General features: G+C 69.6%; 27 protein-coding genes. 11 read left to right on the top strand and 16 right to left on the bottom strand.

Features of this window, described 5'->3' with window-relative positions; translation table 11 throughout:
* Window positions 1-79: 79 nt before the first annotated feature.
* From ACWIGI_RS15735 to ACWIGI_RS15725, 3 genes are all read left to right on the top strand, one after another.
* Complete coding sequence (locus ACWIGI_RS15735; RefSeq protein WP_454203146.1) at window positions 80-1,210, top strand: lycopene cyclase family protein; 1,131 nt, start codon at window positions 80-82, stop codon at window positions 1,208-1,210.
* A gap of 107 nt (window positions 1,211-1,317) precedes the next feature.
* Complete coding sequence (locus ACWIGI_RS15730) at window positions 1,318-3,138, top strand: hypothetical protein (protein WP_454203081.1); 1,821 nt, start codon at window positions 1,318-1,320, stop codon at window positions 3,136-3,138.
* A 10-nt stretch (window positions 3,139-3,148) separates the two neighbouring features.
* Complete coding sequence (locus tag ACWIGI_RS15725) at window positions 3,149-4,102, top strand: hypothetical protein (protein ID WP_454203080.1); 954 nt, start codon at window positions 3,149-3,151, stop codon at window positions 4,100-4,102.
* Between the two features lie 14 nt (window positions 4,103-4,116).
* Here the strand turns inward: ACWIGI_RS15725 and ACWIGI_RS15720 are convergent, their stop codons facing one another.
* The 3 genes from ACWIGI_RS15720 to ACWIGI_RS15710 all read right to left on the bottom strand — a co-directional run bounded on the left by ACWIGI_RS15720 (window position 4,117) and on the right by ACWIGI_RS15710 (window position 6,759).
* Complete coding sequence (locus ACWIGI_RS15720; RefSeq protein WP_454203079.1) at window positions 4,117-5,013, bottom strand: alpha/beta fold hydrolase; 897 nt, start codon at window positions 5,011-5,013, stop codon at window positions 4,117-4,119.
* A gap of 374 nt (window positions 5,014-5,387) precedes the next feature.
* Window positions 5,388-6,272: an LLM class flavin-dependent oxidoreductase gene (locus tag ACWIGI_RS15715; protein ID WP_454203078.1), complete on the bottom strand. Its 885-nt coding sequence runs from the start codon at window positions 6,270-6,272 to the stop codon at window positions 5,388-5,390.
* Between the two features lie 46 nt (window positions 6,273-6,318).
* The gene (locus ACWIGI_RS15710; RefSeq protein ID WP_454203077.1) at window positions 6,319-6,759 is read right to left on the bottom strand and encodes an SRPBCC family protein; all 441 of its coding nucleotides are present in this window, start codon (window positions 6,757-6,759) and stop codon (window positions 6,319-6,321) included.
* Between the two features lie 345 nt (window positions 6,760-7,104).
* Between ACWIGI_RS15710 and ACWIGI_RS15705 the strand changes: the two genes are divergently transcribed.
* Window positions 7,105-7,947 (top strand): MerR family transcriptional regulator, encoded by an 843-nt coding sequence (locus ACWIGI_RS15705; RefSeq protein ID WP_454203076.1) that lies wholly within the window; start codon window positions 7,105-7,107, stop codon window positions 7,945-7,947.
* A 165-nt stretch (window positions 7,948-8,112) separates the two neighbouring features.
* Here ACWIGI_RS15705 and ACWIGI_RS15700 read toward each other — a convergent pair whose 3' ends face one another.
* Together ACWIGI_RS15700 and ACWIGI_RS15695 are read right to left on the bottom strand one after the other, a co-directional pair.
* Window positions 8,113-8,709 (bottom strand): lipocalin family protein, encoded by a 597-nt coding sequence (locus ACWIGI_RS15700; protein ID WP_454203075.1) that lies wholly within the window; start codon window positions 8,707-8,709, stop codon window positions 8,113-8,115.
* A gap of 147 nt (window positions 8,710-8,856) precedes the next feature.
* Window positions 8,857-10,179 (bottom strand): cryptochrome/photolyase family protein, encoded by a 1,323-nt coding sequence (locus ACWIGI_RS15695; protein WP_454203074.1) that lies wholly within the window; start codon window positions 10,177-10,179, stop codon window positions 8,857-8,859.
* Window positions 10,180-10,365: 186 nt separating this feature from the next.
* On the opposite strand from ACWIGI_RS15695, the gene ACWIGI_RS15690 reads away from it, so the two are divergent.
* Window positions 10,366-10,941, top strand: a complete 576-nt coding sequence (locus ACWIGI_RS15690; RefSeq protein ID WP_454203073.1) for a TerD family protein — start codon at window positions 10,366-10,368, stop codon at window positions 10,939-10,941.
* A gap of 102 nt (window positions 10,942-11,043) precedes the next feature.
* Here ACWIGI_RS15690 and ACWIGI_RS15685 read toward each other — a convergent pair whose 3' ends face one another.
* Both ACWIGI_RS15685 and thpD read right to left on the bottom strand, forming a co-directional pair.
* The gene (locus ACWIGI_RS15685) at window positions 11,044-12,024 is read right to left on the bottom strand and encodes a pirin family protein (RefSeq protein ID WP_454203072.1); all 981 of its coding nucleotides are present in this window, start codon (window positions 12,022-12,024) and stop codon (window positions 11,044-11,046) included.
* Between the two features lie 119 nt (window positions 12,025-12,143).
* Window positions 12,144-13,028, bottom strand: a complete 885-nt coding sequence (gene thpD, locus ACWIGI_RS15680) for an ectoine hydroxylase (protein WP_454203071.1) — start codon at window positions 13,026-13,028, stop codon at window positions 12,144-12,146.
* Between the two features lie 292 nt (window positions 13,029-13,320).
* On the opposite strand from thpD, the gene ku reads away from it, so the two are divergent.
* The 3 genes from ku to ACWIGI_RS15665 are packed head-to-tail and all read left to right on the top strand — an operon-like array spanning window position 13,321 to window position 15,384.
* The gene (gene ku / locus ACWIGI_RS15675) at window positions 13,321-14,238 is read left to right on the top strand and encodes a non-homologous end joining protein Ku (RefSeq protein WP_454203070.1); all 918 of its coding nucleotides are present in this window, start codon (window positions 13,321-13,323) and stop codon (window positions 14,236-14,238) included.
* A gap of 47 nt (window positions 14,239-14,285) precedes the next feature.
* Window positions 14,286-14,861: a GNAT family N-acetyltransferase gene (locus tag ACWIGI_RS15670; RefSeq protein WP_454203069.1), complete on the top strand. Its 576-nt coding sequence runs from the start codon at window positions 14,286-14,288 to the stop codon at window positions 14,859-14,861.
* A gap of 46 nt (window positions 14,862-14,907) precedes the next feature.
* Window positions 14,908-15,384, top strand: coding sequence for a hypothetical protein (locus ACWIGI_RS15665; protein WP_454203068.1), 477 nt, complete (start codon window positions 14,908-14,910; stop codon window positions 15,382-15,384).
* A 114-nt stretch (window positions 15,385-15,498) separates the two neighbouring features.
* Here the strand turns inward: ACWIGI_RS15665 and ACWIGI_RS15660 are convergent, their stop codons facing one another.
* Window positions 15,499-15,954 carry a DUF4189 domain-containing protein gene (locus ACWIGI_RS15660; RefSeq protein ID WP_454203067.1) on the bottom strand — a complete coding sequence of 152 codons (456 nt, stop codon included), beginning with the start codon at window positions 15,952-15,954 and terminating at the stop codon, window positions 15,499-15,501.
* A 157-nt stretch (window positions 15,955-16,111) separates the two neighbouring features.
* The gene (lexA, locus tag ACWIGI_RS15655; protein WP_454203066.1) at window positions 16,112-16,774 is read right to left on the bottom strand and encodes a transcriptional repressor LexA; all 663 of its coding nucleotides are present in this window, start codon (window positions 16,772-16,774) and stop codon (window positions 16,112-16,114) included.
* A gap of 89 nt (window positions 16,775-16,863) precedes the next feature.
* Between lexA and ACWIGI_RS15650 the strand changes: the two genes are divergently transcribed.
* Window positions 16,864-17,490 (top strand): hypothetical protein, encoded by a 627-nt coding sequence (locus tag ACWIGI_RS15650; RefSeq protein ID WP_454203065.1) that lies wholly within the window; start codon window positions 16,864-16,866, stop codon window positions 17,488-17,490.
* A gap of 18 nt (window positions 17,491-17,508) precedes the next feature.
* Here the strand turns inward: ACWIGI_RS15650 and ACWIGI_RS15645 are convergent, their stop codons facing one another.
* The 3 genes from ACWIGI_RS15645 to ACWIGI_RS15635 form a co-directional block, all read right to left on the bottom strand.
* On the bottom strand, window positions 17,509-18,084 hold the full coding sequence (locus tag ACWIGI_RS15645) for a DUF7691 family protein (RefSeq protein WP_454203064.1): 576 nt from the start codon (window positions 18,082-18,084) through the stop codon (window positions 17,509-17,511).
* Between the two features lie 78 nt (window positions 18,085-18,162).
* A complete protein-coding gene (locus tag ACWIGI_RS15640) occupies window positions 18,163-19,866 on the bottom strand; it encodes a hydroxysqualene dehydroxylase (protein WP_454203145.1) in 1,704 nt (567 codons plus the stop codon).
* 451 nt (window positions 19,867-20,317) lie between these two features.
* Complete coding sequence (locus ACWIGI_RS15635) at window positions 20,318-21,688, bottom strand: NAD(P)/FAD-dependent oxidoreductase (RefSeq protein ID WP_454203063.1); 1,371 nt, start codon at window positions 21,686-21,688, stop codon at window positions 20,318-20,320.
* Window positions 21,689-21,869: 181 nt separating this feature from the next.
* On the opposite strand from ACWIGI_RS15635, the gene ACWIGI_RS15630 reads away from it, so the two are divergent.
* Together ACWIGI_RS15630 and ACWIGI_RS15625 are read left to right on the top strand one after the other, a co-directional pair.
* On the top strand, window positions 21,870-22,511 hold the full coding sequence (locus tag ACWIGI_RS15630; RefSeq protein ID WP_454203062.1) for a TetR/AcrR family transcriptional regulator: 642 nt from the start codon (window positions 21,870-21,872) through the stop codon (window positions 22,509-22,511).
* A gap of 76 nt (window positions 22,512-22,587) precedes the next feature.
* Window positions 22,588-22,938 carry a hypothetical protein gene (locus tag ACWIGI_RS15625; protein WP_454203061.1) on the top strand — a complete coding sequence of 117 codons (351 nt, stop codon included), beginning with the start codon at window positions 22,588-22,590 and terminating at the stop codon, window positions 22,936-22,938.
* A gap of 95 nt (window positions 22,939-23,033) precedes the next feature.
* Here the strand turns inward: ACWIGI_RS15625 and ACWIGI_RS15620 are convergent, their stop codons facing one another.
* Genes ACWIGI_RS15620 through sufC form a run of 4 tightly spaced genes read right to left on the bottom strand, consistent with a single transcriptional unit; the run spans window position 23,034 to window position 25,973 of the window.
* Window positions 23,034-23,459: a metal-sulfur cluster assembly factor gene (locus tag ACWIGI_RS15620; RefSeq protein WP_454203060.1), complete on the bottom strand. Its 426-nt coding sequence runs from the start codon at window positions 23,457-23,459 to the stop codon at window positions 23,034-23,036.
* Window positions 23,452-23,940, bottom strand: a complete 489-nt coding sequence (gene sufU / locus ACWIGI_RS15615; protein ID WP_454203059.1) for a Fe-S cluster assembly sulfur transfer protein SufU — start codon at window positions 23,938-23,940, stop codon at window positions 23,452-23,454. Before sufU ends, ACWIGI_RS15620 begins: the two co-directional genes overlap by 8 nt.
* A gap of 3 nt (window positions 23,941-23,943) precedes the next feature.
* The gene (locus tag ACWIGI_RS15610; protein WP_454203058.1) at window positions 23,944-25,197 is read right to left on the bottom strand and encodes a cysteine desulfurase; all 1,254 of its coding nucleotides are present in this window, start codon (window positions 25,195-25,197) and stop codon (window positions 23,944-23,946) included.
* 2 nt (window positions 25,198-25,199) lie between these two features.
* Window positions 25,200-25,973: a Fe-S cluster assembly ATPase SufC gene (gene sufC / locus ACWIGI_RS15605; RefSeq protein ID WP_454203057.1), complete on the bottom strand. Its 774-nt coding sequence runs from the start codon at window positions 25,971-25,973 to the stop codon at window positions 25,200-25,202.
* Window positions 25,974-25,978: the final 5 nt, after the last annotated feature.

Genomic DNA, 25,978 nt, shown 5'->3' with positions numbered 1-25,978 from the left:
CCCCGGCCCAGCCATCGTCTCCGAAGCGTATGACGGTCACCCGGCATGATCCAATCTCCGGGTGACCTCCGACCTTCTCGTGTGCGGATCGGGCCCGGCCGGACGGGCCCTGGCTCATCGTGCACTCGCCACAGGACTATCGGTCACGGTGATCGATCCGCAACCTCGGCGGCGCTGGCCGGCCACCTACGCGGCGTGGGCCGACGAACTTCCGGACTGGATCGCGGCGCACTCCATCGCCGCGGCGGTCGACCGGCCGGTCGCCTGGACCACCCGCCGCATCGAGATCGACCGCCGCTACGTGGTATTCGATACCGCGAAACTCCAGGATTCACTCGATCTCACGGGTGCGCGCCTGATTTCCGACCGGGTCACCGAGATCGTGCCCCCGAGCCGAGCCGGCGGCGGCATCGATCTGCCCTCGGTCCGCCTGGAGTCGGGGCGGATACTGGCCGCCGGGCGGATCATCGACGCGCGCGGGGTGTCCCGCTCCCCCGCGCGCGCCGAGCAGACCGCGTTCGGCCTCGTCGTGGACCGCGCGCGCTGGCCCGACGCGGACACCCTGTTCATGGACTGGCGCGACGACAACGGCGCCGCGCCGGGTGAACCCCGCTCGTTCCTGTACGCGGTGCCCCTGGGACCGGACACGGTGCTCCTGGAGGAAACCTGCCTGGCGGGACGCCCCGCCCTGGATTCGCGGGTGCTGCGCGAACGGCTCGTGCACCGGGTGCGATCGCGCGGACTCGAACCGACCGGCGACGAGCCGGTGGAGCGGGTGCGGTTCCCGGTGCAGGGCGGGCGGCCGCGCGACGGATTCTTCGGGGCCGCGGGCGCTTTCACGCACCCGGCCACCGGATACAGCGTCGCGACGGCGCTGAGCGCAGCCGACGCGGTCCTGATGGGCGAATCACCCTGGACCCCGGGCGCGCGCGGCGTCCGCGTGCTCCGGCTGGCGGGCCTGCGGGCGCTGCTGGCCCTGGACCCCCGGGACCTGCCGGTGTTCTTCGATCGGTTCTTCGAACTGCCGGTCCCGCTCCAGCGCGCCTACCTCTCGGGCCGGGCCGACCTGCCCGGCACCGTGCACGCCATGTCCGCGCTGTTCGCCGCGCTGCCCTGGCGGTTGCGGGCCGGGCTGGCCCGATCGGTGGCGGTCGGGGCCAGGCCGGTCGGCAGGGCACGATCGGGTACCGAGGCGCGCCTTCACGGGTAGCGACCCGGCCGAAGCGGACAAAATCGAGTATCGGCTACTCGCGACCCCGTCCCGGGGCGGGGTTCGAATGGAGTCGTCCCATTCCCCCGCTCCACGAGGTGTCCGCCATGATCGACTATCGAACACACCTCGCCGCCCTCGCCCTGCAGACCGCGCACCTGGCCGCCCGGCCGATCGCCGATCCGGTGCTCGCGGCCCAGCGCGACCATCAGGTCGGCGCGGTCCAGACCGCTTCTCGAACAGCGCAATTGGGCGCGCTGGTCGATCATCTGTTCCGGCACGCCGGCACCGACGGCGCCGAACTCGCCCTGCTGGAACGCGCCGCCGCGCTGTGGTCGGACGGGCTGCGGTTGTACGCGACCGTCGAACGCGTACGCGACGACGTCCAGGCCGCCCTGGCGGATCCCGCCGCTCCGGGCGCGCCCGCGGCCTTCTGCGCCGCGACCCGAACGCTGCGCGCGCTGGCCGAGGAATTCCAGGACAAGCACGCCGACATCGCCGCGCTCACCACCGACATGCGCGCCATGGAGCACATACCCGAGCATCCGCGCCAGGGAGATCTGCGCACCGACCGCTGGCCGTGGGGTGACCTGTTCCTGGCCCGGCGCACCGACGCCTTCGCGCGAACCATGTTCGCGCACGCCGACTCTCCCGACGAACTCGCCTTCGCCTTCGGCGTGCTCTCCAGCGCGACGGCCAACGCCTGCGGCTCGGCCTTCCACGGTCAGGTGGTGGGCGGGCCGCGGCGCTCGCATCGCTTCCGGGACCGGGTCGCGGCCAACACGCTCGGCAGCTGGTTCGCACAGTCGCGGCCGGAACTACGGCGCTGCGCCGACATCGCCGACCGCATCCGCTTCGGCGCTGGCCCCGAACCCGAACTCCCCCAGCACATCGCCGATCTGCTGCGGACCGTGCTCGACGAGGTCTACGACCCGGCGGCCAGTCCGCAGGCACCGGACCTGCACCTCGGATATCGCCGGCTCATCCGGCATCTGGAACTGCTCGACGGCTTCGAACAGCCGCCCGCGCCGACACCGCTGCCGCTCACCCTCATCGCCGAGATCTACGGCGATCCGGCCAACCCGCCCGCCCCCATCACCACCCCCACCACCGCCACACCGCCGGTAGGGCACGGGCCGGGCATCACCCCGACCTCCTACACCGGCCCCGGCGGCACCCTCGGCGATCCGACCCCCACGGACTCGCCCCCGAATGCCGGTGAGGCCTGCGGCGCCTTCTGGCTCGGAGTCCTGGCCTTCCTCGGCTTCGCGGTCCTGCTCGGCGGACCGTGCTGGGAGCAGTGGGGCAGCGGCAAGCGCTGCACCTACTGGGACAAGTACGTCGCGAAGAACTTCGAAACCGCCTTCACCCCACCGGCATTGACCCAGGAAGAGCGCGACGACCTGGCGAGCCAGCAGCAGCCGCTCGCCGCCGGACAGCTCGGCGACGCGGCGGTGCTGCGGCAACTGACCGAACTGGCGGCACAGCTGTTCGAGTTCCAGAAGGGGCTGTGGGAGGCGCTGGCCAAGGCCAAGGCGTACCTCACCGGCAGCGGACTGCTGTATCCCGACGGCAACCTCGGATTTCCGCTGTACCGGCAGTTCCTGACCGTGCCCGAGACGACCGGGTGGCCCCGCAGGCCCGAGCCCGACCCGGTGCGGCGCTTCTACCGGTACCCGCCGACGCCCCTGGAACACCCCGTGGCATACCAGAACCTGCTGCCCCCGGGCGCGGGACCGGCACGCCTGCGGGTCCTGCTCGGCGCCGCGCTGACCGAACCCTGGGTCGACATGATCTCCGGCGTGCGCGGTACCACGAACCCGGACCTGGACGCCGATCGCGGTGTGCGGCACGGCTGCTGGGCCGCGACCGGCTCGGTGCACGACAACCCGATCGACGTCCGACTGCTCGGCTATCAGGAAATGTAGGGATCCGGCGATGCCCGAGAACACACCACCCGCAGCCGAATCGCCCGACGATGCACGGGAGAACTGGCACCCCGAGCACGAGGAGCAGGGCGAGCACACCGGCAACGATCGCCCGTTCCTGTTCGTGCACAGTTACCCGCCGCCGGTGATCGGGGGCGGGTATCCGCCGCTGGACACCGGCGCCAGACCGCTGCCGCCCGCGGTGTGCTGGTACCTGTGCACCGGCATCGAAGCCATCACCCCCTACGTGCCGGGTGAGCGACTCTCGGTGCGGGTGACGATCGGCAACTGGCAGGGCGGCAACGCCGAGACCCTGGCGAATGTCGCGGTGTGGTGGTCACATCCGGTCGGCGGGCCGACGGTACCGGACAAGGACAAGTTCATCGGATTCGCCGCCGTGGCCGTCGCGCCGCACGGCGGCCGGGCGACCACCGTCACCCTGACCACCGCCGACCCGATTCCGGTGGCCGCCGGACCGCACATCTGCCTGCTCGCCAAGGTGTGGCACGTGCTCGACCTGCCCGCCGGAACGCTGGCCGACCCGGTGAACGACCGGCACTGGGCGCAGCACAATCTCGCTGCCGTGCAGGCGAATTCACCGGTCCCGATCAGTTTCCTGATCACCAACCCCACCGAGGATCGCACCGCGAACCTGGTGCTGGTGCGGGCGGCCGACTCGGCGCTGTGGCCGCACTTCACCGCCGGTGACACCTGGCGTCCGGCCCGCGCCGCGGCCGACCTGCGCCTCACCGATCCGGTGACGGGTGAATCCGTCTACGGCACCGGCGCTCTCGACCACGCGGTCGAACTCGACCCGGGTGAGCACCGCGAACTGCGGCTCGACATCCACGCCGCGGATCCGCTCGAGCCCGGGACGGTCGCACCGTACGAGATCCTGCAGTGCGACATCGACCGCCGCCCGCTCGGCGGGATCGGCATCGCACTGCGCGGAGACCCGCGATAGCCGAGCGGCTCGGATCAGCGCCGCTCGGCGGGATCGGATTGCCGCAGCCCGTCCAGGATCTCGGCGGCGTGGTGCACGAACAGCAGGTGGCCGACGCCGGGCAGCACGGTCAGCCGGCTGTTCGGCAGGCCCGCGGCCAGGTGCCTGCCGTCCAGCAGCGGAACGTTGTTGTCGGATTCGCCGTGCCAGACGTGCACGGGCACGGTGATGTCGGCGAGACGGAAGCCCCAGGGGCTGGTGAGCGATTGCAGGTCGGCCGCCACGCCGTGGCTACCCTGACGGAAGGCTTCGGTGATGTTGGCCTGGAGTTTGTCGGCGAGTTCGGGGTCGGCGGCGATGAGTTCGCGGTCGTGCGGGCACATTTGACCGACCAGGGCGTCGATGCCGCCGGGTTTGTGGACGAACATCGACAGGCGGGCGGCCAGCGGCCGGGACAGCAGCGGGAACTTGCGCAGCAGCGCGAGCAGGCGCCGGCGCCGGCGCCCGGCCTCGTCCAGTTCCGCCGCCGCGCTGAGGGTTTCCAGCGGCGCCGGGCCGCTGACCACCGCCACCGCCGAGACGCGATCGCCGAGACGGGCAGCACAGGCCAGCGCGTGCGGGCCGCCGCCGGAGACGCCGACGGTGGCGAAGCGGTCCAGGTCGAGGTGGTCGGCCAGCGCGGCCACCGCGTCGGCCCAGTCCGCGACGACGCGGTGCCGGTCGCCCATGGGGGTCAGGCCCATACCCGGGCGGTCGATGGCGATCAGCCGGATGCCGGCCGCCGCGGCCGGCCCGTCGAAGGCGACCGCCTCCACGTGGGAACCGGGAGCGCCGTGGCAGTACACCACCGGCGCACCCGCCGGATCGCCGTAGTCGACCAGCCCGAGCGGGCCGGTGGGCAGTGAAATCGTCCGTGCTCGAGGGGAAGTCACCCGAGCAGGGTAGGGGGCCGCACGGCGTGGCGGGTGCCAGATGCTCGAAAGTTGCTCCCCCGCACGGCGGGTCAGCCAATCTGGGTGGCTGACCGCGCCGCCGGGCCGGCGCGAAAACGCCGAACCGCAGCACGGACCGAATCCGGCCTCTTCGGCCGCGGCGGGCCCGCTTCGGCGCGCGCACGGCACGGCCGTTCCGGGATCGGCTGCCACACGATTGCCGGGCGCGCGTGCACCGAAACTCCGGCGGCGACCCCGGTATTCGGGTCCGCGCGGCGGGACCCGACGCCGATCCGGTCGCGGCGTTCAGGCCGTGACGCGCGGGCCCGGGACGACGATCGCGACCGCCACGACCCCGAGCCTTCCCGGACCGGTCAGCGCGATTCGATCAGCTCGATCGTCGCCTCGAGCACCTCGAGTCCGGGCGCCGCGGGCACGAGGATGAACTCGTCCAGCCCGGCCGCCTCGGCCGCGTCCAGGGCCCGATGCAGGGTGGGCGCGTCGAAGGTCTTCATCGAGGCGGCCGCCGCGGCGGCGTTGTCCGACCCCATGAAGTCCAGGTACTGGGCGGTGAAGTCGCGCACCGCCGTCGCCGGATCCGGGACGCCCAGGGCGTAGAAGCAGCCGCTGACCAGCCGCGGCGCGGTGTCGTTGCCGGCGTCGGTCCACGCCCGGCGGGCGGCCTCGGCGGAATAGGAGATCTCCGCGGGCACGCCGCCGACGCTGAAGGCCACCACGCCGTCGGCCCAGCGGGCCGCGCGGGCCAGCGACTTGGGGCCCAGGGCGCCGGCCAGGATCGGCGGGCCGCCGGCCTGCACGCACGGCGGGCCCAGCGGATCACCGCCCGGTACCGGCGGGGTGCCCGCCCACAGCGACCGCAGCTCGGCCACACCCGCGTCCAGGCGATCGTGGCGGCGGCCGAAATCCGCGGCGAGACTGCGGTAGTCGTCGCGCCGGCCGCCGACGCCCACCGCCAGGGTCAGGCGGCCGTCCGAGAGCACGTCGAGGGTGGCGGCCTGTTTGGCGACCAACTCCGGCGGATGCGCGGGCAGCACCGTCAGGTTGACGAAGATGCGAACGCGTTCGGTCAGCGCGGCCGCGGCGGCCATCGTGGTCCACATCTCGGGATTGTGGAAAGCCATGCGCTCCCCGCACGAAATGCTCGAGAACGGGCCCTGTTCGGCGCGCAGGCACCAGTCGACGGTCGAGCTCCGGTTATAGCCCGAACACATGGTGGGCAATGCGATACCGATATCCATGCGCCCTACTGTCGCACCGGTCCCGCTGTGGCGCAGGGTGTTCGCGCTAGCTGTTGATCCAGTCACCGAGCCGCGGCAGGGTATTGCGCCAGCTGCGTTCCATGGCGTTGCGCTGCATGCGCTGGCGGCGGTCCTCGATGTCGAAACCGGTCTGGGTGAACAGCAGCCGGGTGCCGCGGCCCTGCGTCCGCAGCGTCCAATCGATGGTCCAGGTGGCCGGCGGATCGGCCAGGGAGTAGGACCAGCTGTAGGCGAGCTGTTCGAGCGGGCGGGCGATCAGCACCTCGCAGTCGACCTGACCGGGTGCGATGGCGGAGGTGTTGAACAGGAAATGGGTGCCGACGGTGGGCTCGAAGCCGGTCGGGCGCACCATCCAGCGTTCGAGCATCTCCGGGTCGGTGAGCGCGTTCCACACGACCGCGCGGGGTTGGGGGAAGAAGCAGCCGAGTTCGACCGCGGCGGGGTTCAGTCCGGAGTCGGCCGTCATCGGCTCACCGCCTCGGTGGTGTCGGTACTGCCCGCGAGAAGCGATTCTCGTTCGTCGGCCATGACTCTCCTTCCTCCGTGCGGTCACGTATCCCCCGGCGTGCGTGTTCCCGGTTCGCGCCACGGTGGCGGCGGTCCGGGCCGTGCGGCCGTGCCCATACGCTACGAACTCCACCGGGGTGGAGGTTCAAGCCATTGTGACCGACGGCACCGGACGGGGCACGCTTGTCGGCGCCGGAGAGTTGGCCCGCGACACCGGAACTTGGCGGTGTACACGCCGAGGACACGCCGGGGTTCGGTGCGGGTGCATATCGGCACGGCGCGCCCCGGCAGGCACAATCAGGACATGCCAGACGGTCCGCAGCCCACCTCCGATCACGCGGGGTACTCGGTGCGCACGGTGGCCGAACGACTCGGGATTCCGACCGCGACGCTGCGCAGCTGGAACCGGCGCTACCGCATCGGGCCCGAGCAGGAACGGCCCGGCAGCCACCGGCTGTACACCGAGGCCGACATCGCCGTGCTGACCCGGATGGTGGATCTCATCAGGGCCGGGTCGACCCCGGCGGGCGCGGCGGCCGCCGCGCGCGGTCCCGTGCTGTCCCTCGGCGATCGGGCGGTACTGCTCACCGCCGCGTTCGCCCTGGAGAGCCGCGCGGTGTGCGCGCTGCTGGAGAGCCACATCCGCGACTACGGGGTGATCGCGACGTGGGATCGGCTGTGCCGTCCCGCCTTCGGCGATATCGTGGCCCGTCAGCTCGACGGCGAGGGCTGCGTGGACGTGGAGCATCTGCTCTCGTGGTGCGTCATCGCGACCCTGCACCGCGCCGCTCCCCCGCCGGACGCCCCGCCCGCGCCGCTGGTGCTGGCCTGCACCGGCGGTGAAACCCATTCGCTGCCAATCGAAGTGCTGCGCGCCGCGCTGGCCGAACACGGGGTGGGCGCGCACATGCTCGGCCCCGACGTGCCCACCGCCGCCCTGCGCGACACCCTGCACCGCCTGCCCGCCGGCGCCCGGGTGCTGCTGTGGTCGCAGCAGCGGGAGACGGCGCTGACGGCGGCGGTGCGGGCGTGTCAGGGGGCCGGTGCGCGGGCCTATGTCGCCGGGCCGGGCTGGGACGGTCTCGCCCTGCCCGTCGGAGTCGGCCGCATCGACAGCCTCGCCGAGGCGGTCGAGGTACTGCGCTGAGTCCCCGGCCGCCGACTGTGGCGAATGGATAGACCGCCACGGGGTCGCCCGCGCGCACCTGCCCACCCAGCCCCTCGATCATGCACGCGGAGCCTTACGCGGCCGCAGGTGTCCGCCGAATGCGGGGCGCTCGCGCGGCACAGGATCCACGCGAGCCGGCAGGGGTCAATCCGTGGCGCACAGTGGCGCGATGGCCTCGTCACCGCCGGTTGTCGGCGAGGTCAGGAACAGGCACTCGTTCGCGCCCGCCGCGGTGATGGCGGTGCGGATCTCGGTCCACTGCCCGTCGCTCAGGGCGGGGGTGCGCGAGAGGACGAAACCGGCGGTGCGAGAGGGATTCAGCACCAGCGCCCAGCGATAGTCGGGATCGAGCGCGGTCACGACGTAATTGGTGGCGGTGTCGGTCTCGCCGCGGAAGTTCACCGCCAGTTGCGCGTTGGTCGAGGGATCGGTCACCCGGGCCGTGCCGACGATCTCGTTGGGCCCGCCGGTCCAGGTCGTGCAGGAGTTGCGGACGGTGACATCCCCCGCGGGGTCGAGGGTGTAGTTCGCGCGGGTGTCGCGGGCACAGACGAGGTTGAAGAACTGCGGTATGGCGGCGAGCTGATTCCAGGTGCCCAGGTAGCGCGTGAGATCCAGGTTCGGGACGGGCGCCGCGGGGGCGGCCGCGGCCTGACCGGTACCCGCGGTCAGCGTGGCGCACACACCCGCGACGATCGCGCAGGCGGCTTTCGAGGCGAGGCTCTGTCGTGTCGTGTTCATCGCTCCCACAATCGTTCTCGCGATCGGCCCGCCGCGGTCGGGCGGGCCGCACAGCTGATGGTTCCCTTAGCGATGCGAAACCGATGCGCTCGGTACGCCGGGAATGGTCCGCTCCGCATTACCCGGACACACCGGGCACAAACCCGGTCACATGCCCCGGAATTCGACGATCGGCGCCGGATACACCGAGGCCGGGATTCCCGCACGCCACGGCCGCTGGATCTCCGCGCCGGGCAGATGCGCGATCTCGGGCAGCCAGCGCCGCACGTAGACGCCTTCGGGATCGAAGCGATCGGCCTGCCGCAGCGGGTTCAGGACGCGGCTGGACCGGGTGTCCGTGCCGGTGCCCGCGACCCACTGCCAGTTCAGGCGGTTGTTCGCGATATCGGCGTCGACCAGCCAGCGTTCGAAATGCTCGGCGCCGAGCCGCCAATCCACCTGCAGGGTCTTGCTCAGGAAGCTCGCGGTGATCATGCGCGCGCGGCCCGGTTGCAGGCCCTGTGCGAGCAGTTGCCGCATGGCGGCGTCGACCATCGGGTATCCGGTGCGCCCCACCTTCCAGGCTTCGAAACCGTCTTTGTCGTTCAGCCAGGTCCGGCCGTCGGGCCGATAGTCCTCGCTCGCGACCTCGGGCCGGTCCGCGAGCACCTGGTGGTGGAAGTCGCGCCAGGCGATCTGCCGTACGAACGCCTGCCCGCCGGTGGTGGAGCCGTCGGTGCGGAACACCACCTCGGTCGGCGACAGGCAGCCGAAGTGCAGGTAGGGGGACAGCCCGGAGGTGCCGTCGACCGCGAGCTGATCCCGGAGGTCGCCGTAGTCGTCCACCGGCCCGGACACCCAGCGCGACAGCAGCTTCCGGCCGGTGGTCTCCCCGCCGACCTCGAGTTCCGGCGAGCCCGGGCCATCGCAGAGTTCGGACGGATCGGGCAGCGGCTCGCTGTCGATGTCCGGAACGGTCACGCGCTCGGGCACCGGCAGCGGCCGCCGCAGCGGGGTCTCCGACCAGCGCCGGTAGTACGGGGAGAAGACCGCGTAGTGCCCGCGGCCGGTGTCGGGCTTCATCTCGGCCGGGTCGACCGCGGTGATCGAGGCCGGATGCGTGCGGACCTGGCAGTCCAGATCCGAGAGTTCGTCGCGAATGTCCTGCTCGCGCTCGCGGCTGTACCGGCTCACGTCCTCGGCGATGTGCACGGTCGTGGCGCCCACCTCGGCGGCGACCCGCGCGACCTCCTCGGCCACGCGCCCGCGGCGGACCACCAATCGCCCACCCCGAGAACGCAATTCGGTGTCGAGTTCGGCCAGGGCGGTGAGCAGGAATCGGATTCGGTTGGGCGCCTCGCGCACGCGGGCCACGATGGGCTCGTCGAACACGAACAGCGGCACGACCGCGTCGTCGCGTGCGGCGGCGGTGAGCATGGGGTTGTCGCGAATGCGCAGATCGCGACTGAACAGTGCGATGGAGACCGACATGGCACCAGCCTATCGCCGAAACGATGCGTAAACGATTCAACACGGCGAGTCCGCACGCATGTCCGACCCCTTGTCACCGACACGACCGGCGCTGACACCGCACACTTCGCTATCGTCGGTATCGGCAACGACCGACGAGAGAACCGGCCGGGAACGACGTTCCCCGGCGACAGGAAAGGAACCACTATGGGTGTCAGTCTGGCCAAGGGTGGCAATGTCTCACTGTCCAAGCAGGCTCCGAATTTGACCGCGGTATCGGTGGGTCTGGGCTGGGACGTGCGCTCGACCACCGGCGCCGACTTCGACCTCGACGCCAGCGCGCTGGCCACCGATCCGAACCACAAGGTGTTGTCGGACAGCCATTTCGTGTTCTACAACAACCTCAAGTCCCCCGAGGGCAGCATCGAGCACACCGGCGACAACCTCACCGGTGAGGGCGACGGCGACGACGAGGTGATCAACGTCGATCTCGCGGGCACCCCGCCGACGATCACCAACATCTTCTTCCCGGTGTCCATCCACGACGCGCAGGCGCGGCAGCAGTCCTTCGGGCAGGTCCGCAACGCCTACATCCGCGTGGTCGACCGCGCCAACGGCGCCGAGCTGGCCCGCTACGACCTGACCGAGGATGCCTCGACCGAGACCGCGATGGTCTTCGGTGAGCTGTACCGCAACGGCGCCGAGTGGAAGTTCCGCGCCATCGGCCAGGGCTACGCCTCCGGCCTGGCCGGCATCGCCCGGGACTACGGCGTCAACCTCTGATCTTCGACACGGCCGCGCGCCGTGTGGGGGTGATGACGGAACGGGCCGCACGCGGTGGCGTGCGGCCCGTTCCGTGCCGTCGCTGACGAGCCCGCGCCGATCTCAGCTCGTCTCGTCGCCGGCGCCGTGTTCGGCGGGTATGCGGCCGAACCGGCCCTGCTGGAAATCCTCGAACGCCCGCAGGACCTCGTGGCGCGTGTTCATCACGAACGGACCCGCCATCGCGATCGGTTCGCGAATCGGCCGGCCGCCCAGGAAGTAGAGCTCGAGGGCCGGACTGTTCGAATCCTGGGTCTCCGATGCCCGCGCGGTCAGGACGTTGCCCTGCTTGCCACCCGCGAACACCGCCGTCTGACCCTTCCGGATCGGGCGCTGGTCCGGGCCGACGGTACCGCTGCCCGCGAGCACGTAGACCAGGCCGTTGAACGTTGCGTCCCAAGGCAATTCGACCGCGGCGCCGGGTGCGAGGGTGACATGCGCGAGCGTGATCGGCGTATGGGTCGAACCCGGTCCCGCGTGCCCGCCGACCTCGCCCGCGATCACCCGGATCAACGCGCCACCGTCATCGTTCGTCAGCAGGCTGATCTCGCCACCGCGAATATCCTGGTAGCGCGGCGTGATCAACTTCTGCGCGGCAGGCAGGTTCACCCACAGCTGCACGCCGTGGAACAGGCCACCGCTCACCACGAGCTGCTCCGGCGGCTTCTCGATGTGCAGGATTCCCGAACCCGCCGTCATCCACTGGGTGTCGCCGTCGGTGATCGTGCCGCCGCCCCCGTGCGAGTCCTGATGCTCGAAGACGCCGTCGATCATGTAGGTGACGGTCTCGAATCCCCGATGCGGATGCCACGGGGTGCCCTTGGGCTCACCCGGGGCGTAGTCCACCTCGCCCATCTGGTCCATATGAATGAACGGGTCCAGGAGCGCGGCATCGATGCCCGCGAAGGCCCGGCGCACCGGGAAGCCCTCACCCTCGTAGCCGGTGGGCGCGGTGGTGACCCCCCTTACCGGACGCGGAATCGGTGTGGGCGGCATCTGGATTCGCGGCAACGCGGTGATGTTGTCGGCGGTTACTGCGGGCATCGTGTTCTCCCGGAGATCGACTGAACAGCGGTTGGTAGACAAGTCAGCCAATTCGCGGCCGATTCATTCCCGGAAGAAGGAGCGCGCCGAGGGTTTCGCTCCCGCTCGGCGCGCAGCCGTCAGACCAGCGGCGTGAAATCCCGGTTCGCGATATAGCCCGGACGCGGCTCGTCGGCGGCGAACGGTTCGACGAGGGCGTTCTCCACGCTGTTGAAGACGAGGAAGATTTTCGAGCGCGGGAACGGGGTGATGTTGTTCGCCGAGCCGTGCATGACGTTCGAGTCGAACACCAGGGCCGCGCCCGGTGTGCCCGTGAACTGGGTGATCCCGCAGCGCGCCGCGAGTTCGACGATGTCCTCGCCGCGCGGCACCCCGACCTCCTGGCTCCGCAGCGACTCCCGATAGTGGTTCGGCGGGGTCTCGCCCTGACAGGGAACGAACGTCCGATGCGATCCGGGCATGAGCATCAGGCTGCCGTTGAACGGGAAGTTCTCGGTGAGCGCGATCGACACGCTGACCGCGCGCGGCGCCGGCATGCCGTCCTCGGCGTGCCAGGTCTCGAAGTCCGAATGCCAGGAGAAGCCCGCACCCGACAGCCCGGGCATGTAGTTGATCCGGCTCTGATGCAGGTAGACCTCCGAACCCAGGATCTGGCGGGCGAGCCCGGCGATCCGGCTCTCACGCACCAGGTCCGCGACCATGGAACTGAGCTCGTGCACGGCGAAGATCGAGCGCACCCGCCGGGACCCCTTCTCGATCACCAGCCGCTCGTCGAGCATGAGTTCCGGGTCGCTCGTCAGCCGCGACACCTCGGCGGCGAAACCGGTCACCTCACCCCGGTCGAGCAACTGCGGCACGATCGCGAAGCCGTCGGCGTCGAAGGTGTCCAGCCCGTCGGATTCGATCGTGCCCCACACCGTCGGGTCGGTACGCCTGCGGTGCGGCGCGGGAGCAAGGGTCCGGGTCGGGTAGCGGTCGATGATTCGGTTGTCGGTCAACGACATTCGGTGAAAACTCCTGGGGTTGTCGACTGGTAGGGGCAGCGGCGGTATGCACCCCGCTCTCGCCACCACGCTGGGCGATGACCCGTTCAGGCTGGCAAACCAACATTGAGGAACCCGGTCCGCGGACTTTGAGGTTCCGTGTCGATCCGATGTCGGCTCCCGGTCGAGTTGGGCGGCGAGAATTCGATGCCGCCCCGCGATCGGTCTGCCGAGCAACGAAACGCAAACACGGAAAAGGCAGGTCAGATAGGACTTACCAGCCAAATGAGACAGCCCGGGTTACTATCGGGCAATGCGGTCGATCTGGAAGGGCTCCATCGCGTTCGGGTTGGTCAACGTCCCGGTCAAGGTTTATACCGCCACCGAGGACCACGACATCAAATTTCATCAGGTCCACGCCGCCGACGGGGGGCGCATTCGCTACGAGCGGTTGTGCACCATCGACGGGCAGCCCGTGCAGTACGCCGATATCGACAAGGCGTACGAATCGCCGGACGGGGACCGGGTGATCCTGACCGACGAGGATTTCTCCAAGCTGCCCGCCGCGGAGAAGCACGAGATTCCGGTCCTGCAATTCGTGCCGTCCGAACAGATAGACCCGATTCTGTTCGACAAGAGCTATTACCTCGAACCGGATTCGACCACGCCGAAAGCCTATGTCCTGCTCGCCAAGACGCTCGAGCAGACCGACAGGCTCGCGCTGGTGCACTTCACGCTCCGGCAGAAGACCCGGCTGGGGGCGCTGCGGGTGCGGGACGGGGTGCTGGTGCTGCAGACCATGCTGTGGCCCGACGAGGTGCGATCGGTGGCGTTCGAGAAGCTGGACGGGGTGGCCGCGCCCAAGGCGCAGGAATTGAAAATGGCCGAGACCCTGGTCGATACGCTCTCCGATGATTTCGACCCGAGCCTGTACGTGGACGAATACCAGATCGAATTGAAGAAACTGCTCGACGAGGCGATCGCCAGCGGCAGCAGCAAGGTCACCCGCGCGCCCGAGGCCGCCGCACCCGAAATGGACGCCGAGGTCGTGGATCTGGTCGCCGCGCTGCAGCGCAGTCTGGAAGCGTCCGGCCGCGGCGGAGGCACGAAAGCGGCCCCCGCCAAAGCCGCGAAATCGGCGGCGAAATCCACGACCCCGGCCAAGAAGACCGCCGCCAAGAAGACGACCGCGAAGAAAGCGCCGAGCAAACAAACCCGCAAAGGCGCGTGAGCACGGCGGACGGGTCACCGGAGCCCGGAACTGGCAAACTGGCGGCTATGGAACCCGCCATAGCCATCGTGCCCATGGGGCTCGGCCATCTCCGCCAGGTCCTGGATCTGGGCTACGAGGTGTTCGACACCAACACCAAGCCCTACACGTCCTGGTCGCTCACCTCGGTGGCCGAACACCTGGACAGCCCGAGCCGCTCGTGCTGGGTGGCGGTGGATTCCGATCGCGTGGTGGGATTCGTGCTCGGTTCCATGGAGTTCGAGCTCCGTGACGACTGGGCGTACCTGGAGTGGATCGCGGTCGCACCCGACATGCAGGGCCGCGGCATCGCGGGCCGGTTGATGAACGCCTGCTGCGAGACCCTGTTCAACAGCGGCGCACGGCGCATCGTCACCGACGTCGAGAACCACAACACCGCCTCGGCCTCGCTCATGAAGCGCAACGGCTTCACCGAGGGCACCACCGTGACCCTGTTCGTGCGGCCCAATCCCGCACCGGGTTTCGAGGACGCCCCCGCCGAGGGTGACAGCGAGCAGATCACCCTGACCCCCGGCACCAAACGCGAACTCATCCGCAAGGGCCGCATCGCCGGCGAGGGCGGGCGGGCGCGCATTCCGCGCTGAACCCGCGGCGGCGAAGTTGTCGGACCCCGCCGCTACGGTGTCGGCCATGACCGACACCACCATGGACGCCATCAACGCCGCCGTCATCCTCGGCCGGACGGGCGAGCCCGCGCGGGCGCGCGAACAGCTTGCCGCGCTCTGGGATTCGGTCGGGGCGGACGGCGACGCGCTGCACCGGGTCACCATCGGGCATTTCCTGGCCGATCTGCACGATCATCCGGCCGACGCGCTCACCTGGGACGTGCGCGCCCTGGACGCCGCGGACGCGCTCACCGACGCACGAGCGCGCGAGCATCATTCCACACTGCAGGTCAGCGGGTTCTATCCGTCGCTGCACCTGAATCTGGCCGACAACTACCGGCGCCTCGGCGCGTTCGACACCGCGCGCCGGCACCTGGCCGCCGCCCGGGAGCGCCTGGACGTACTCGACGACGACGGCTACGGCTCGGTGGTGCGCGCCGGGGTGGAGAACGTCTCGCGCGCCCTGGCGGAAGAATCGACCGAACGACTGCCCACGCACTGAATCAGTAGCACGCCCAGGGGTTTTCGTGCCATCTGTCCGGAACCTCCCCGGATAAGACAAATGTGCGCCGCACCGGACGAATCCGGTACGGCGCACATCAGGTTCGGACCGTGATCAGCGCGCGTTATCGGTGCACGCCGACAGGATCACCTTGGCCGCCCGCGGCGAGGACGAGCCGAGGTCCGGGAACTGCGGGGCGCTGTTGCCCAGCACGTCCGTGGCACTCTTCTCGGCCTCGGCCTTGGTCGGCGCCCACGCCCAGCCGAAGCGGGTGTCGGCGCCCTGCGACACCGCACCGCAGGCATTGGCGAAGCGAACGACCGACTCGCAGTCGCTCTGGCCGCACTTGGCGATGGCGGCGTTCTCCGCGGCGCCGTAGCTGCCGTAGTTCACCGCGTACGCCACGTTTCCGGTGCTCCGCGACAGCGCGAGCGCCCCGTAGAGGTCACCGGCAGTCGCGGTGAACACCGGCTCTTCTCCCGCCGCCGAGGCGGGACCTGCGGCCATGGCACCCATCGCCGCCATCGACATGATCGCGAGGCCCATTCCGGCCTTGCGCAGCAACGACATTCGATACTCCCCGTCATGAATTTGTCAGAACGGGTCGAATTCTTGTCGAGCGCCGAACCAATGTCCAATTGGAACTGGACAGTCTCCAACTTTTGGAGGATTTCCGGTTCCGGCATTGCCCGACCGGCGAACTGCACACCGACCCGGGGAAATCGTCTCAGACGCGACGCATAACCGAGACGACTTTGCCGAGTACGGTGGCCTCGTCGCCGTCGATCACACTGTAAGCGGGGTTGCGCGGCTCCAGGTACACGTGGCCGTTGCTGCGGCGATACACCTTCACCGTGGCCTCGCCGTCGATCATGGCCGCGACGATCTCACCGGAATGCGCTTCGCTCTCCTGGCGAATGATGACGATGTCGCCGTCGCAGATCGCGGCGTCGATCATGGAGTCACCGCGCACGCGGAGTCCGAATACGGTGCCGCGACCCACCAATTCTCGGGGCAGCGAGAGAATGTCGTCGGTGTGCTGTTCGGCGAGGATGGGGGCGCCGGCCGCGATATCGCCGACCACCGGAACGGACACCGTATTCTCCGGCTGCGTCCGGCCGGGCGCGGAGTTCAGGAACAATCGCACATCCATGGGCCGGGTGACCGATTCGCTGCGGGTCAGGAATCCGCGATCCTCCAGCGCCTTCAGATGCCTGGACACCGAGGACCCCGACCGCAGGCCCACCGCGTCGCCGAGTTCGCGGGTGCTGGGCGAATACCCGTGCCGCTGTACCCAATCCCGGATGGCGGCCAGAATCTGCTGCTGGCGCGGGTGCAGGGTGGAGGTGTCGAGATGCTCGAATCCATCGAAGTCGTCGTATCCGGTCACCCGCGCATCCTACGGCGCGAGGGCCCGGTTCCCCGATCCCGGCGGGTTCGGTCCCCCGTGTGTCGAGCGCGTGGACTAGTTTGGTCGGCGTGAGTTGCGAATTCATCGTCCTACCGGCCGATTCCGTCGCCGCGCCGCACGAGGTCACCGGCTACCTGGAATCCCGACTCGGAACGCCCGCCGCGGTCAGCCTAGGTCTGATCCTGGCCGACCTGTGGCGCTGGAACACCGAGATCCCGGTGTGGAACGGCCGCATCATTCTCGAACCCGCGGGTGACTGCATCCGGATCTCGGTGCCCGAGCACGCGGCCTGGCGCGCGCTGCTGTGGATCGAGGAGCTCATCGCCGACACCGGTTTCGCGCTCTACGATCCGACCGACGGCACCCTGGAACAGGCCGAACCACGCAAACTGCGGGTGAATCTCGGCGGCGCGCGCTACTTCCGGACCCTCACGCCGCGGCAATTGCGTTCCTGGATACCGCAATTGCACCTGTTGACCACGAAGCCGTTCCTGATCGTGGACGAACCCGGCAACGAGGGCACCTTCATCCAGACCTACCGGGAAGCGCCCGACGAGTACATCCTGGAATACCGCGACGGCGACATGGTCACCACCAGCGTGCAGGATCCGCTCCTGGTGGCGCGGCTGATGTGGGACTGGGTCAACGACCGGCACGACGCGCTGAACGAGCTGCACTGGGAACCGGTGTCCTGACCCGGTTCCCGGGGGCGGTCAGTAGTAGAAGCACACCAGCCCGGTGCCCTTGTCCTGACACACGCGCAGCCATTCGACCAGATCGGCGACCGACGCCCGCACGGTGTCGTCGGCCAGCCGATCGAGGTCGGCGTCGGCGAATATCTCTGCCAGGGAGGTGATCTCGCGGTTGTCGAGGTACCCGATGCTCGGGAAGTCCTCGATCTCGGGCAGGTTCACCGGCGACCCGCTCAGCACCAGTTCGGACGGGTCGAAGTCGACGCCGATCTCGGCCAGCGCGTTCTGCACCAGCGCGAAGTACCCGAATCGCATACCGGCCCAGTGCGCGTTGTTCAGCTGACTGCCGCTGTGCCGACACAGCGCCTCGAGCGCGTGCCCGTACGAGGGCCCGAAGTCCCGGTGCATGGGCTCCCCCCGCAACAGCTGCCGGATGACGTCCCCGGGCGCGAGCCCGACGTCCTCGGCCTCGTCGAGCCGCTCGAGCACGGCGGCGGGCGCCGATCGCACGATGTCGTCGACGAACTCCTGGCCATAGGACCCGATCAGCCGAAGACCTTCCAGGTCAACGGCATACGGGCTGACAACGTAGGACACGATTCCCCTTCCGGCACGCGGTCGGGCACACACTAACAGCCCCGCCCGCGCGGTGGGTCGCCCGGCAGCCGGATCCGCTCAGCCCAGCAGGTGGGGCAGGCCCGCACGGTAGCGCTGGGCGTCGAGCTGTTTGAAGGGCTCGAAGATCGGCGGGGCGAACAGGGGGAAGATCGAGGCCCGGGGAGCGTTGTCGGCGGCGGCATCGAGGACGGCGTTGGCGGCGGTGCGGCCGGACTCGTTGGCGCCCTCCATCGTCGCCAGATCGATGTGGGTGCGGACGTGGTCGCCGGCGAAGAAGAGGTTCTCCACCGCGCAGTGGGAGGTGGGGCGGTGATCGTAGGAGCCTGCCGTGTTCACCAGCAGCGGGGTGTCGTTCACGGCCGCGCCGCCGTCCCAGTGCACGCCGGGATCCAGGAACCAGGAGTGAATGTCCTCGTCGCGCAGCCAGCCGGTCCCGGTATTGAGCCACGACTTCAGCTGGGCCCACACCTCCTGTGCCACTTCGTCTTTGGTGCACTGTTTGGCGGTCTTGCCGAACAGGATCCCGGGGGTGTCCCAGTCCGAGACGTCGACCGAGAGGCACTCGCGGACGGTCCCGTCGCCGTAGCGCGCGGCGAAGTCGCCCACCCACATCGGCGCCTGGCGCAGGGCGGTCAGCGCCCAGGGTGAGCCGAGTGCGGCGACGTGTCCCTCGGGGAGTTCGGTCGGCGTGGTCAGGTAGTACTGGATGCCGACCATCCAATCGACCTCGAGGTTCTGCATGCCCGCCAGGCTCGGATCGGCGTTCAGGATCGCGTCGTTCAGCAGGGGCACCGTGCGTTCGACCGGCATCGCGCACACGTACCAGTCCGCCTCCACCCGGCCCACGCCGGCGACGGTCGCGCCGCTGATCCGGCCGCCGTCGAGGTGCAGCCCGGTCGCCTTGGCCCCCATGACGAATCGCACACCGCGCCCGCGCAGGTGGTCCACCCACGGATCGATCCACGCCTCGTTGGTGGGCCGGTTCAGGATGCGGTCGACCCCGCCCTGGTAGCCGGGCACCAGGCCGGTGCCGGCCAGCACCAGCGCCTCGCCGATCGTGCCGATGGTGCGCGCGGAACTGCGATGCGGCTTGGCCGCCACGGTGATTCGAGTGAGCGCGTTCACCAGGTACTCGCGGTACGCGGTCGATTTGCCGTTCGCCTGCATCACGTCGGTCCAGGAGCGGTACTCCCACTCCCCGAACCGGCGCTCGGTGGAACTGGTGAACCAGCGCATCATCTGCTGGGTGAAGAACGCCAGTTCGGTGGGCGGCAACTGCGGGATGAAGCCCACCGCCCCGGAGATGGTCGACTGGATCACCTCCGGGGTCAGCTGGGCGAGCCCGCCCGGCTCCACCGGCAGCACGATAGGCGGCAGATTCGGGAAGCCGGCCGTGGTCGCCTCCACCCGCACCAGATTGTCGGCGACGCCACGCGGGTTGCCCGGGAACGGAATTCGGCTCATGGTCTCCGGAATGTGCTGATAGCAGCCGGGGAAGAAGCGGAACCCGTGCTCACCGGGCAGGTCCGCCCGCCCGCCCGCCGCGGTGCCCGGCACCGGCATGCTGCGGGCCTTGCCGCCCAGCGCGAGCGGTTCGTAGACGGTGACCTCGTAACCGCGGTCGATGAGTTCGTGGGCGGTGGTCAGCCCCGAGACGCCGCCGCCGAAGACCGCGACCGACCGGCCGGCGGCGTGTGCTCGCATCGGACCGATGGCGGGCAGGGTGACCGCGGCGGCCGCCAAAGCGGTGCCGCGCAGCATGTTTCGTCGGGAGATGGCGGTGACGGGCGTATCGGGTCGGGGGTTCACGGAATCACTCCTGGGTGCGTGGGATGGAGGGGCGCGGAGGGTAGGTGGAGACGGTGCGAGCGGATGACTGCGGAGCCGTCGCGGGCGGATGGGGCCGCAGGAATGTGCGGCGAGGTGACCGCGGAGACGGCTGAGGGGTGGACGGGCGAGGTGCGTACCGCCGCCGGGTGGCGATGGGCGGTACCGGGAGTGGCGGGACGACGGGTTGTGGAATGGGCGAAAGCGATGGGCGGTTGCGGGCGGGTGGCGGAGTAGGTGGCGAGAGCCGGTGCGGGGCGGCGACTTCGGGCAGGTGCTGGAATGGGTGGAAACGATGAGCCGGCGCGGATGGCGACCGCGGCGCGCGGCTCACACGGGGCGTCGCCGCGGATGCGGCGACCTGCCGGACCGGGATCCGGCCGAATCAGCTCGGCGCGACGATCGCGGTGTCCGGCCGCGCGGGGAGCGGCGGCAGTCCGTCGCGGCGGGCGCGCAGGCGCTGGTGGTGTTCGGTGGCGGTGTCGAGCAGTTCGCGCACCAGGGTGTGCGCCACCGGAACCGGCGCGTGCCTGCGGACGGCCCGCGCAGCCAATTGCGCCGAAACCCGCAGCGGCAGCATCTGTTCCGGCGGCCGCACACGGGTCATGACTTCGAGCACCCGGGCGGCCAGGCCCGGGTCGGCGTCCGCGGCGCGATACAGTTCCACCTCCAGCGGAGTCATGGCCGCGCCGCGCGCGAGCCGGTTGGTCCACTGATAGATGGGCAGGCATTCCAGCTCGCGCTGCCGCTCCCAACCCAGCAGCGCGGCGTCCAGCGCCGCGGGGTCCGCCAGCACCGGGGCGGCGGCGCGGGCGAGCAGGCGGCCGTAGCGCAGCGCGTCCCGGATCCCCTGCGCGGTGATGGGATCCTTGAAATGCCCGGCGTCACCCGGCAGCGCCCAGCCCGGGCCCGAGGAGCGCCGGAAGTAGGAGACCAGGTCGAAGGCGGTGCGCACCCGGCCCGCGAGCGTGCAATCACGCAGGCGCTCAGCGAGTTCCGGGATCTCGCCGATGAAGCGGCGGTACAGCGCTTCGGCGGTGCGCGGGCTGCGTTCGGCGCGTTCGACCGGCGGCTGGATCAGGCACAGCACCAGGTCGCCGTCGCACGGGAACGCGGTGCCGAGCAGATCGCCGCTGCGCCACTGTGCCGCGACATGCCGTTGGCCCGGATGCGCGTCGTGCCAGTAGCCGAAGTAGCAGGCGCGACCGCTGGCGGCCTCCCGGTAGGGCGCGGTGGCCCCGACGAGTTTCGCGACGGTGCTGCGGCGGCCGTCCGCGCCGACGACCAGGGGCGCGCGCACCTCGGCGACCACACCGGCGCGATCGGTGTAGCGCACGCCCGCTATTCGGTCCCGCTCGCGGATCAACTCGGTGACCAGCGCGCCCTCGCGCAGGTCCGCGCCGTGCTCGCGGGCCGTGGCCACCAGCGCCGCGTCCAGGCCCGAACGCCGCACGCAGAGTGCGTAGTCCACGCCGTCGACGGCCGCGAACTCGGTGCGGACCGCGTAGCCCGCGCCGCCGGCGAACGCGGTACCGAGCCGGGGTGCGCCGAGTTCCAGGACCCGGTCGAGCGCACCGAGCGCGTCGAGTTCGGCCACGCCGGTGGGCCAGAGCAGATGCGTGGACAGGGTGTCGGACGGGAACCGGCCGCTGTCCAGGGCGATGACATGTCTTCCCGCGCGGGCGAATTCGACGGCGGCCGCGGTTCCCGCGCACCGTGTTCCGACTATGACGACTTCGGCGAATTCGGTGCGCATCGAAACTCCCACTCGAGGGACAGAGTGTTCGGACACTGTGTCTCACATGAGAGGGTGAGATGAAAATCGTCTCTTGTCAATACTTTTCACTCCGACTCGGCGTGTCGCCCGCGTTGCGGCACAATGGCCCCATGACTCCCCCACCGCACCGTCACCGCAGTGCCGCGCTCGGGGAGCCCGCATGCCCTCGCTGACCCGCGTCGCGCGCACCGGGCGCGCACAGCGCGACGAGCGCCGCGAAGCCGTGGAACGCCGCGTGCTGGCGGCGGTGGACGACCTGCTCGGCGGCGGAGCGACTTTCACCGAACTGGCGGTCCAGCGCATCGCCGCCGAGGCCGACATCGCCCGCTCGACCTTCTACCGCTACTTCCCGGACAAGAGTCAGCTACTGATCCGCATGGCCGAACTCGCCACCGACGACCAGTTCAGCGCGGCCGAACAGTGGTGGTCCAGCAGTCACGCCGACGGCGAGGCCGGCGTCGTGCACGCCATGCGCCTGATGATCGCGGGCTCGCGCCCGCACGCCCAGCTGCTGCGGGCGCTGTCGGAGGTCTCGGCCTACGATCCCGACGTCGGCCAGTACTGGCGCGGCCGCGTCGGCTCGTTCGTCGCCCTGGTCTGCGAACGCCTGCACACCGACCAGTCCGCGGGACGCCTCCCCGCCCGCGTCGACATCACTGCGACCGCGATCGTGCTGACCTGCATGGTCGAACGCTCCATCGACTTCCTGCTCGGCACCGACGCGGTGGACGACGAGCAAATGGCCCGCTCACTGGGCCGCGCGATCTGGCTGACGATCTACGGCGACGCCATCCAGACCTGACCGGTGCCGGGGCCCGTACTTTTCGGGGCACACCAACTACTTCTGAACGAATCCCGTTTCGGATACTTTGGCCGCCATGAAGCACAATGCTCTTCGCTACGGCGTGGCCGCGTTCGCGGTGGCGGGTGCGACCGTCGCCGCCTGCGGCCCGGCCGCAGCCGACATCGCCCTCGTCCCCGCCGAGCCCGCGGCGGTGACGGTCGCCGACGAACCGGCCACCACCGGCAGCACCAACAACGGCAGCGTCAATTCCCTGTCCTCCGGGGCATCGTCCCTGGTGCCGCCGAAGCTGCTGCCCGACCTCGCCAACAGCGCGAGCGGACAGGCGGTGTGGCCGACGATCGCGGAGAACCTGGTCTGGCCGCTGCGCTGCATGCTGATCTCACTCAGCGGCACCACCTGCGGCGACAACGACATCTTCGACTGAGCACCGACATCGACTGCCGCGCAATACGATCAGCGGCTCATCGAAACAGACAGCGGCCCCCGCCCAAGAGGCGGGGGCCGCTGAGTCGGTCCGATCTACACCGTGAACCCGAGGGCGCGCAGCTGCTCGCGGCCGTCCTCGGTGATCTTGTCCGGGCCCCACGGCGGCATCCAGACCCAGTTGATCTGCAGGTCCTCGACCAGGCCGCTGCGGACCAGGGCGTTGCGGGACTGATCCTCGATCACGTCGGTCAGCGGGCACGCCGGGGACGTCAGGGTCATGTCCAGCTTGCAGATGCCGTCGGTGACCTTCATGCCGTAGACCAGGCCCAGATCGACGACGTTGATCCCGAGCTCGGGGTCCACCACGTCGCGCATGGCCTCCTCGAGATCCTCGAGGAACTTGATCTCTTCCTCGGTCAGCTCGGCTTCGGGCTCGGTGGCCTCGACCGCGGCGGAATCCGACTGGGCGGCAGTCACTTCGGCGGCCGGATCGGCCGGGGCGGGCGTGGTGTCACTCATCGTTCTTCTTCTCCCCGTTCGACATCGACGGTTTGGTCTCCTCGACGGAGGCGATCTGCACGACCGCGTCCTTGAACGCCATCCATCCCAGCAGCGCGCACTTCACGCGCGCCGGATACTTGGCCACACCGGCGAAGGCGATGCCGTCGCCGATCACATCCTCGTCCCCGTCCAGGGTGCCGCGACTGGTGATCATCTCGTTGAACGACTCGACCACCTTCAGCGCCTGCTGCACGGGCAGGCCGATCACCTGATCGGCCAGCACCGAGGTCGACGCCTGACTGATCGAGCAGCCCTGACCGTCGTAGGAGACGTCCTTGACGTCATCGTTCTCGTCCAGGTGCACACGCAGCGTGATCTCGTCACCGCAGGTCGGGTTGACGTGATGCACCTCCGCGCCGAAGGGCTCGCGCAGCCCCCGGTGGTGCGGGTGCTTGTAGTGATCCAGGATCACTTCCTGGTACATCTGCTCCATGCGCATGATCTATGCAACTCCGAAGAAGCTCTGAGCCTTCCGCACCGCGGCGATCAGCGCGTCCACCTCGTCGAGGGTGTTGTAGACGGCGAAGGAGGCGCGGGCGGTGGCGGCCACACCGAACTTGCGGTGCAGCGGCCAGGCGCAATGATGGCCGACGCGGATCGCCACACCCTCGTCGTCGAGGATCTGACCCACGTCGTGGGCGTGGATGCCGTCGACCACGAAGGCCACCGCGCCACCGCGATCGGCGCTGTCGGCCGGGCCGACGATGCGCACGCCCTCGATCTTGCTCAGCCCTTCGAGGGTGTGCGCGGTCAGCGAATGCTCGTGCGCGGCAACCGCGTCCATCCCGAGCGCTTCCAGATACCGCACGGCCGCGCCCAATCCGACGACCTGCGAGGTCATCGGCACGCCGGCCTCGAAACGCTGCGGCGGAGCGGCGTAGGTGCTGTGGTCCATGAAGACGGTCTCGATCATGGAACCGCCGGTGATGAACGGCGGGGTCTCCTCGAGCAGCGCGTACCGCCCGTAGAGCACGCCGACACCCGACGGGCCGAGCATCTTGTGCCCGGAGAAGGCCGCGAAGTCCACACCCAGCTCACGGAAGTCCACCGGCATGTGCGGCACCGACTGGCAGGCGTCGAGCACGACCAGCGCGCCGACTTCCTTTGCGCGACGCACCAATTCGGCGACGGGCGCGACCGCACCGGTCACGTTGGACTGGTGCGTGAACGCGACCACCTTGGTGGCGGGCGACAGCTCGAGCGAGTCGAGATCGATCCGCCCGTCGTCGGTGACGCCGTACCACTTCAGGGTGGCGCCGGTACGCCGCGCGAGCTCCTGCCACGGCACGAGATTCGCGTGATGCTCGAGCTCGGTGATGACGATCTCGTCACCCGGGCCCACGTGGTACGGGAACCGCGCGTCACCGAAGGCATTGGCCACCAGGTTCAGCGACTCGGTCGCGTTCTTGGTGAACACGATCTCGTTCACGCCCACGCCCACGAACCGGGCGATGTCCGCGCGGGCGCCCTCGTACGCGTCGGTGGCCTCCTCGGCCAGCTGATGAGCGCCACGGTGCACCGCCGCGTTGTGCCGGGTCAGGAACTCGCGTTCCGCGTCCAGCACCTCCGTCGGCCGCTGCGAGGTGGCGCCGGAATCCAGGTAGACCAGGGGTTTGCCATCGCGCACAGTGCGGCTCAGGATCGGGAAGTCGGCCCGGATACGGGCGACGTCCAGGGCGGGCACCGTGGTCGTCATAACTAGGCTCCTACAGCAGCAGAGGTGAAGCGCACGTAGCCGTTCGAGTCGAGTTCTTCGGCGAGTTCCGCGCCGCCCTCGGCGACGATGCGACCGCCGACGAACACGTGCACGAAGTCCGGCTTGATGTAGCGCAGGATGCGGGTGTAGTGGGTGATCAGCAGGACGCCGCCCTCTTCGCGCTCCTTGTAGCGGTTCACGCCCTCGGAGACGATGCGCAGCGCGTCCACGTCCAGGCCCGAGTCGGTCTCGTCCAGGATCGCGATCTTCGGCTTGAGCAGGCTCAGCTGCAGGATCTCCTGGCGCTTCTTCTCACCGCCGGAGAAGCCCTCGTTGACCGAGCGCTCGACGAACGACGGGTCGATCTCCAGCTCGGACATCGACTCCTTGACTTCCTTGACCCAGGTGCGCAGCTTGGGGGCCTCGCCGCGGACGGCGGTGGCGGCGGTGCGCAGGAAGTTGGAGACCGAGACGCCGGGAACCTCGACCGGGTACTGCATGGCCAGGAACAGGCCGGCGCGAGCGCGCTCGTCGACCGACATCTCCAGCACGTCCTCACCGTCGAGGGTGATGGTGCCCGAGGTGACCGTGTACTTGGGGTGACCGGCGATGGCGTAGGACAGGGTCGACTTGCCCGAGCCGTTGGGGCCCATGATCGCGTGCGTCTCACCGGATTTCACGGTCAGGTTGACGCCCTTGAGGATCTTGATGGGCTCGCCGGACTCGTCGGGGTTGGCGACCTCGACGTGCAGGTCCTTGATTTCCAGGGTGGTCATCGAAT

Source organism: Nocardia sp. NPDC055321, from assembly GCF_053645575.1.
The sequence above is the reverse complement of the archived record's forward strand: the minus strand, read 5'-3'. Positions and strand labels throughout refer to the sequence as shown.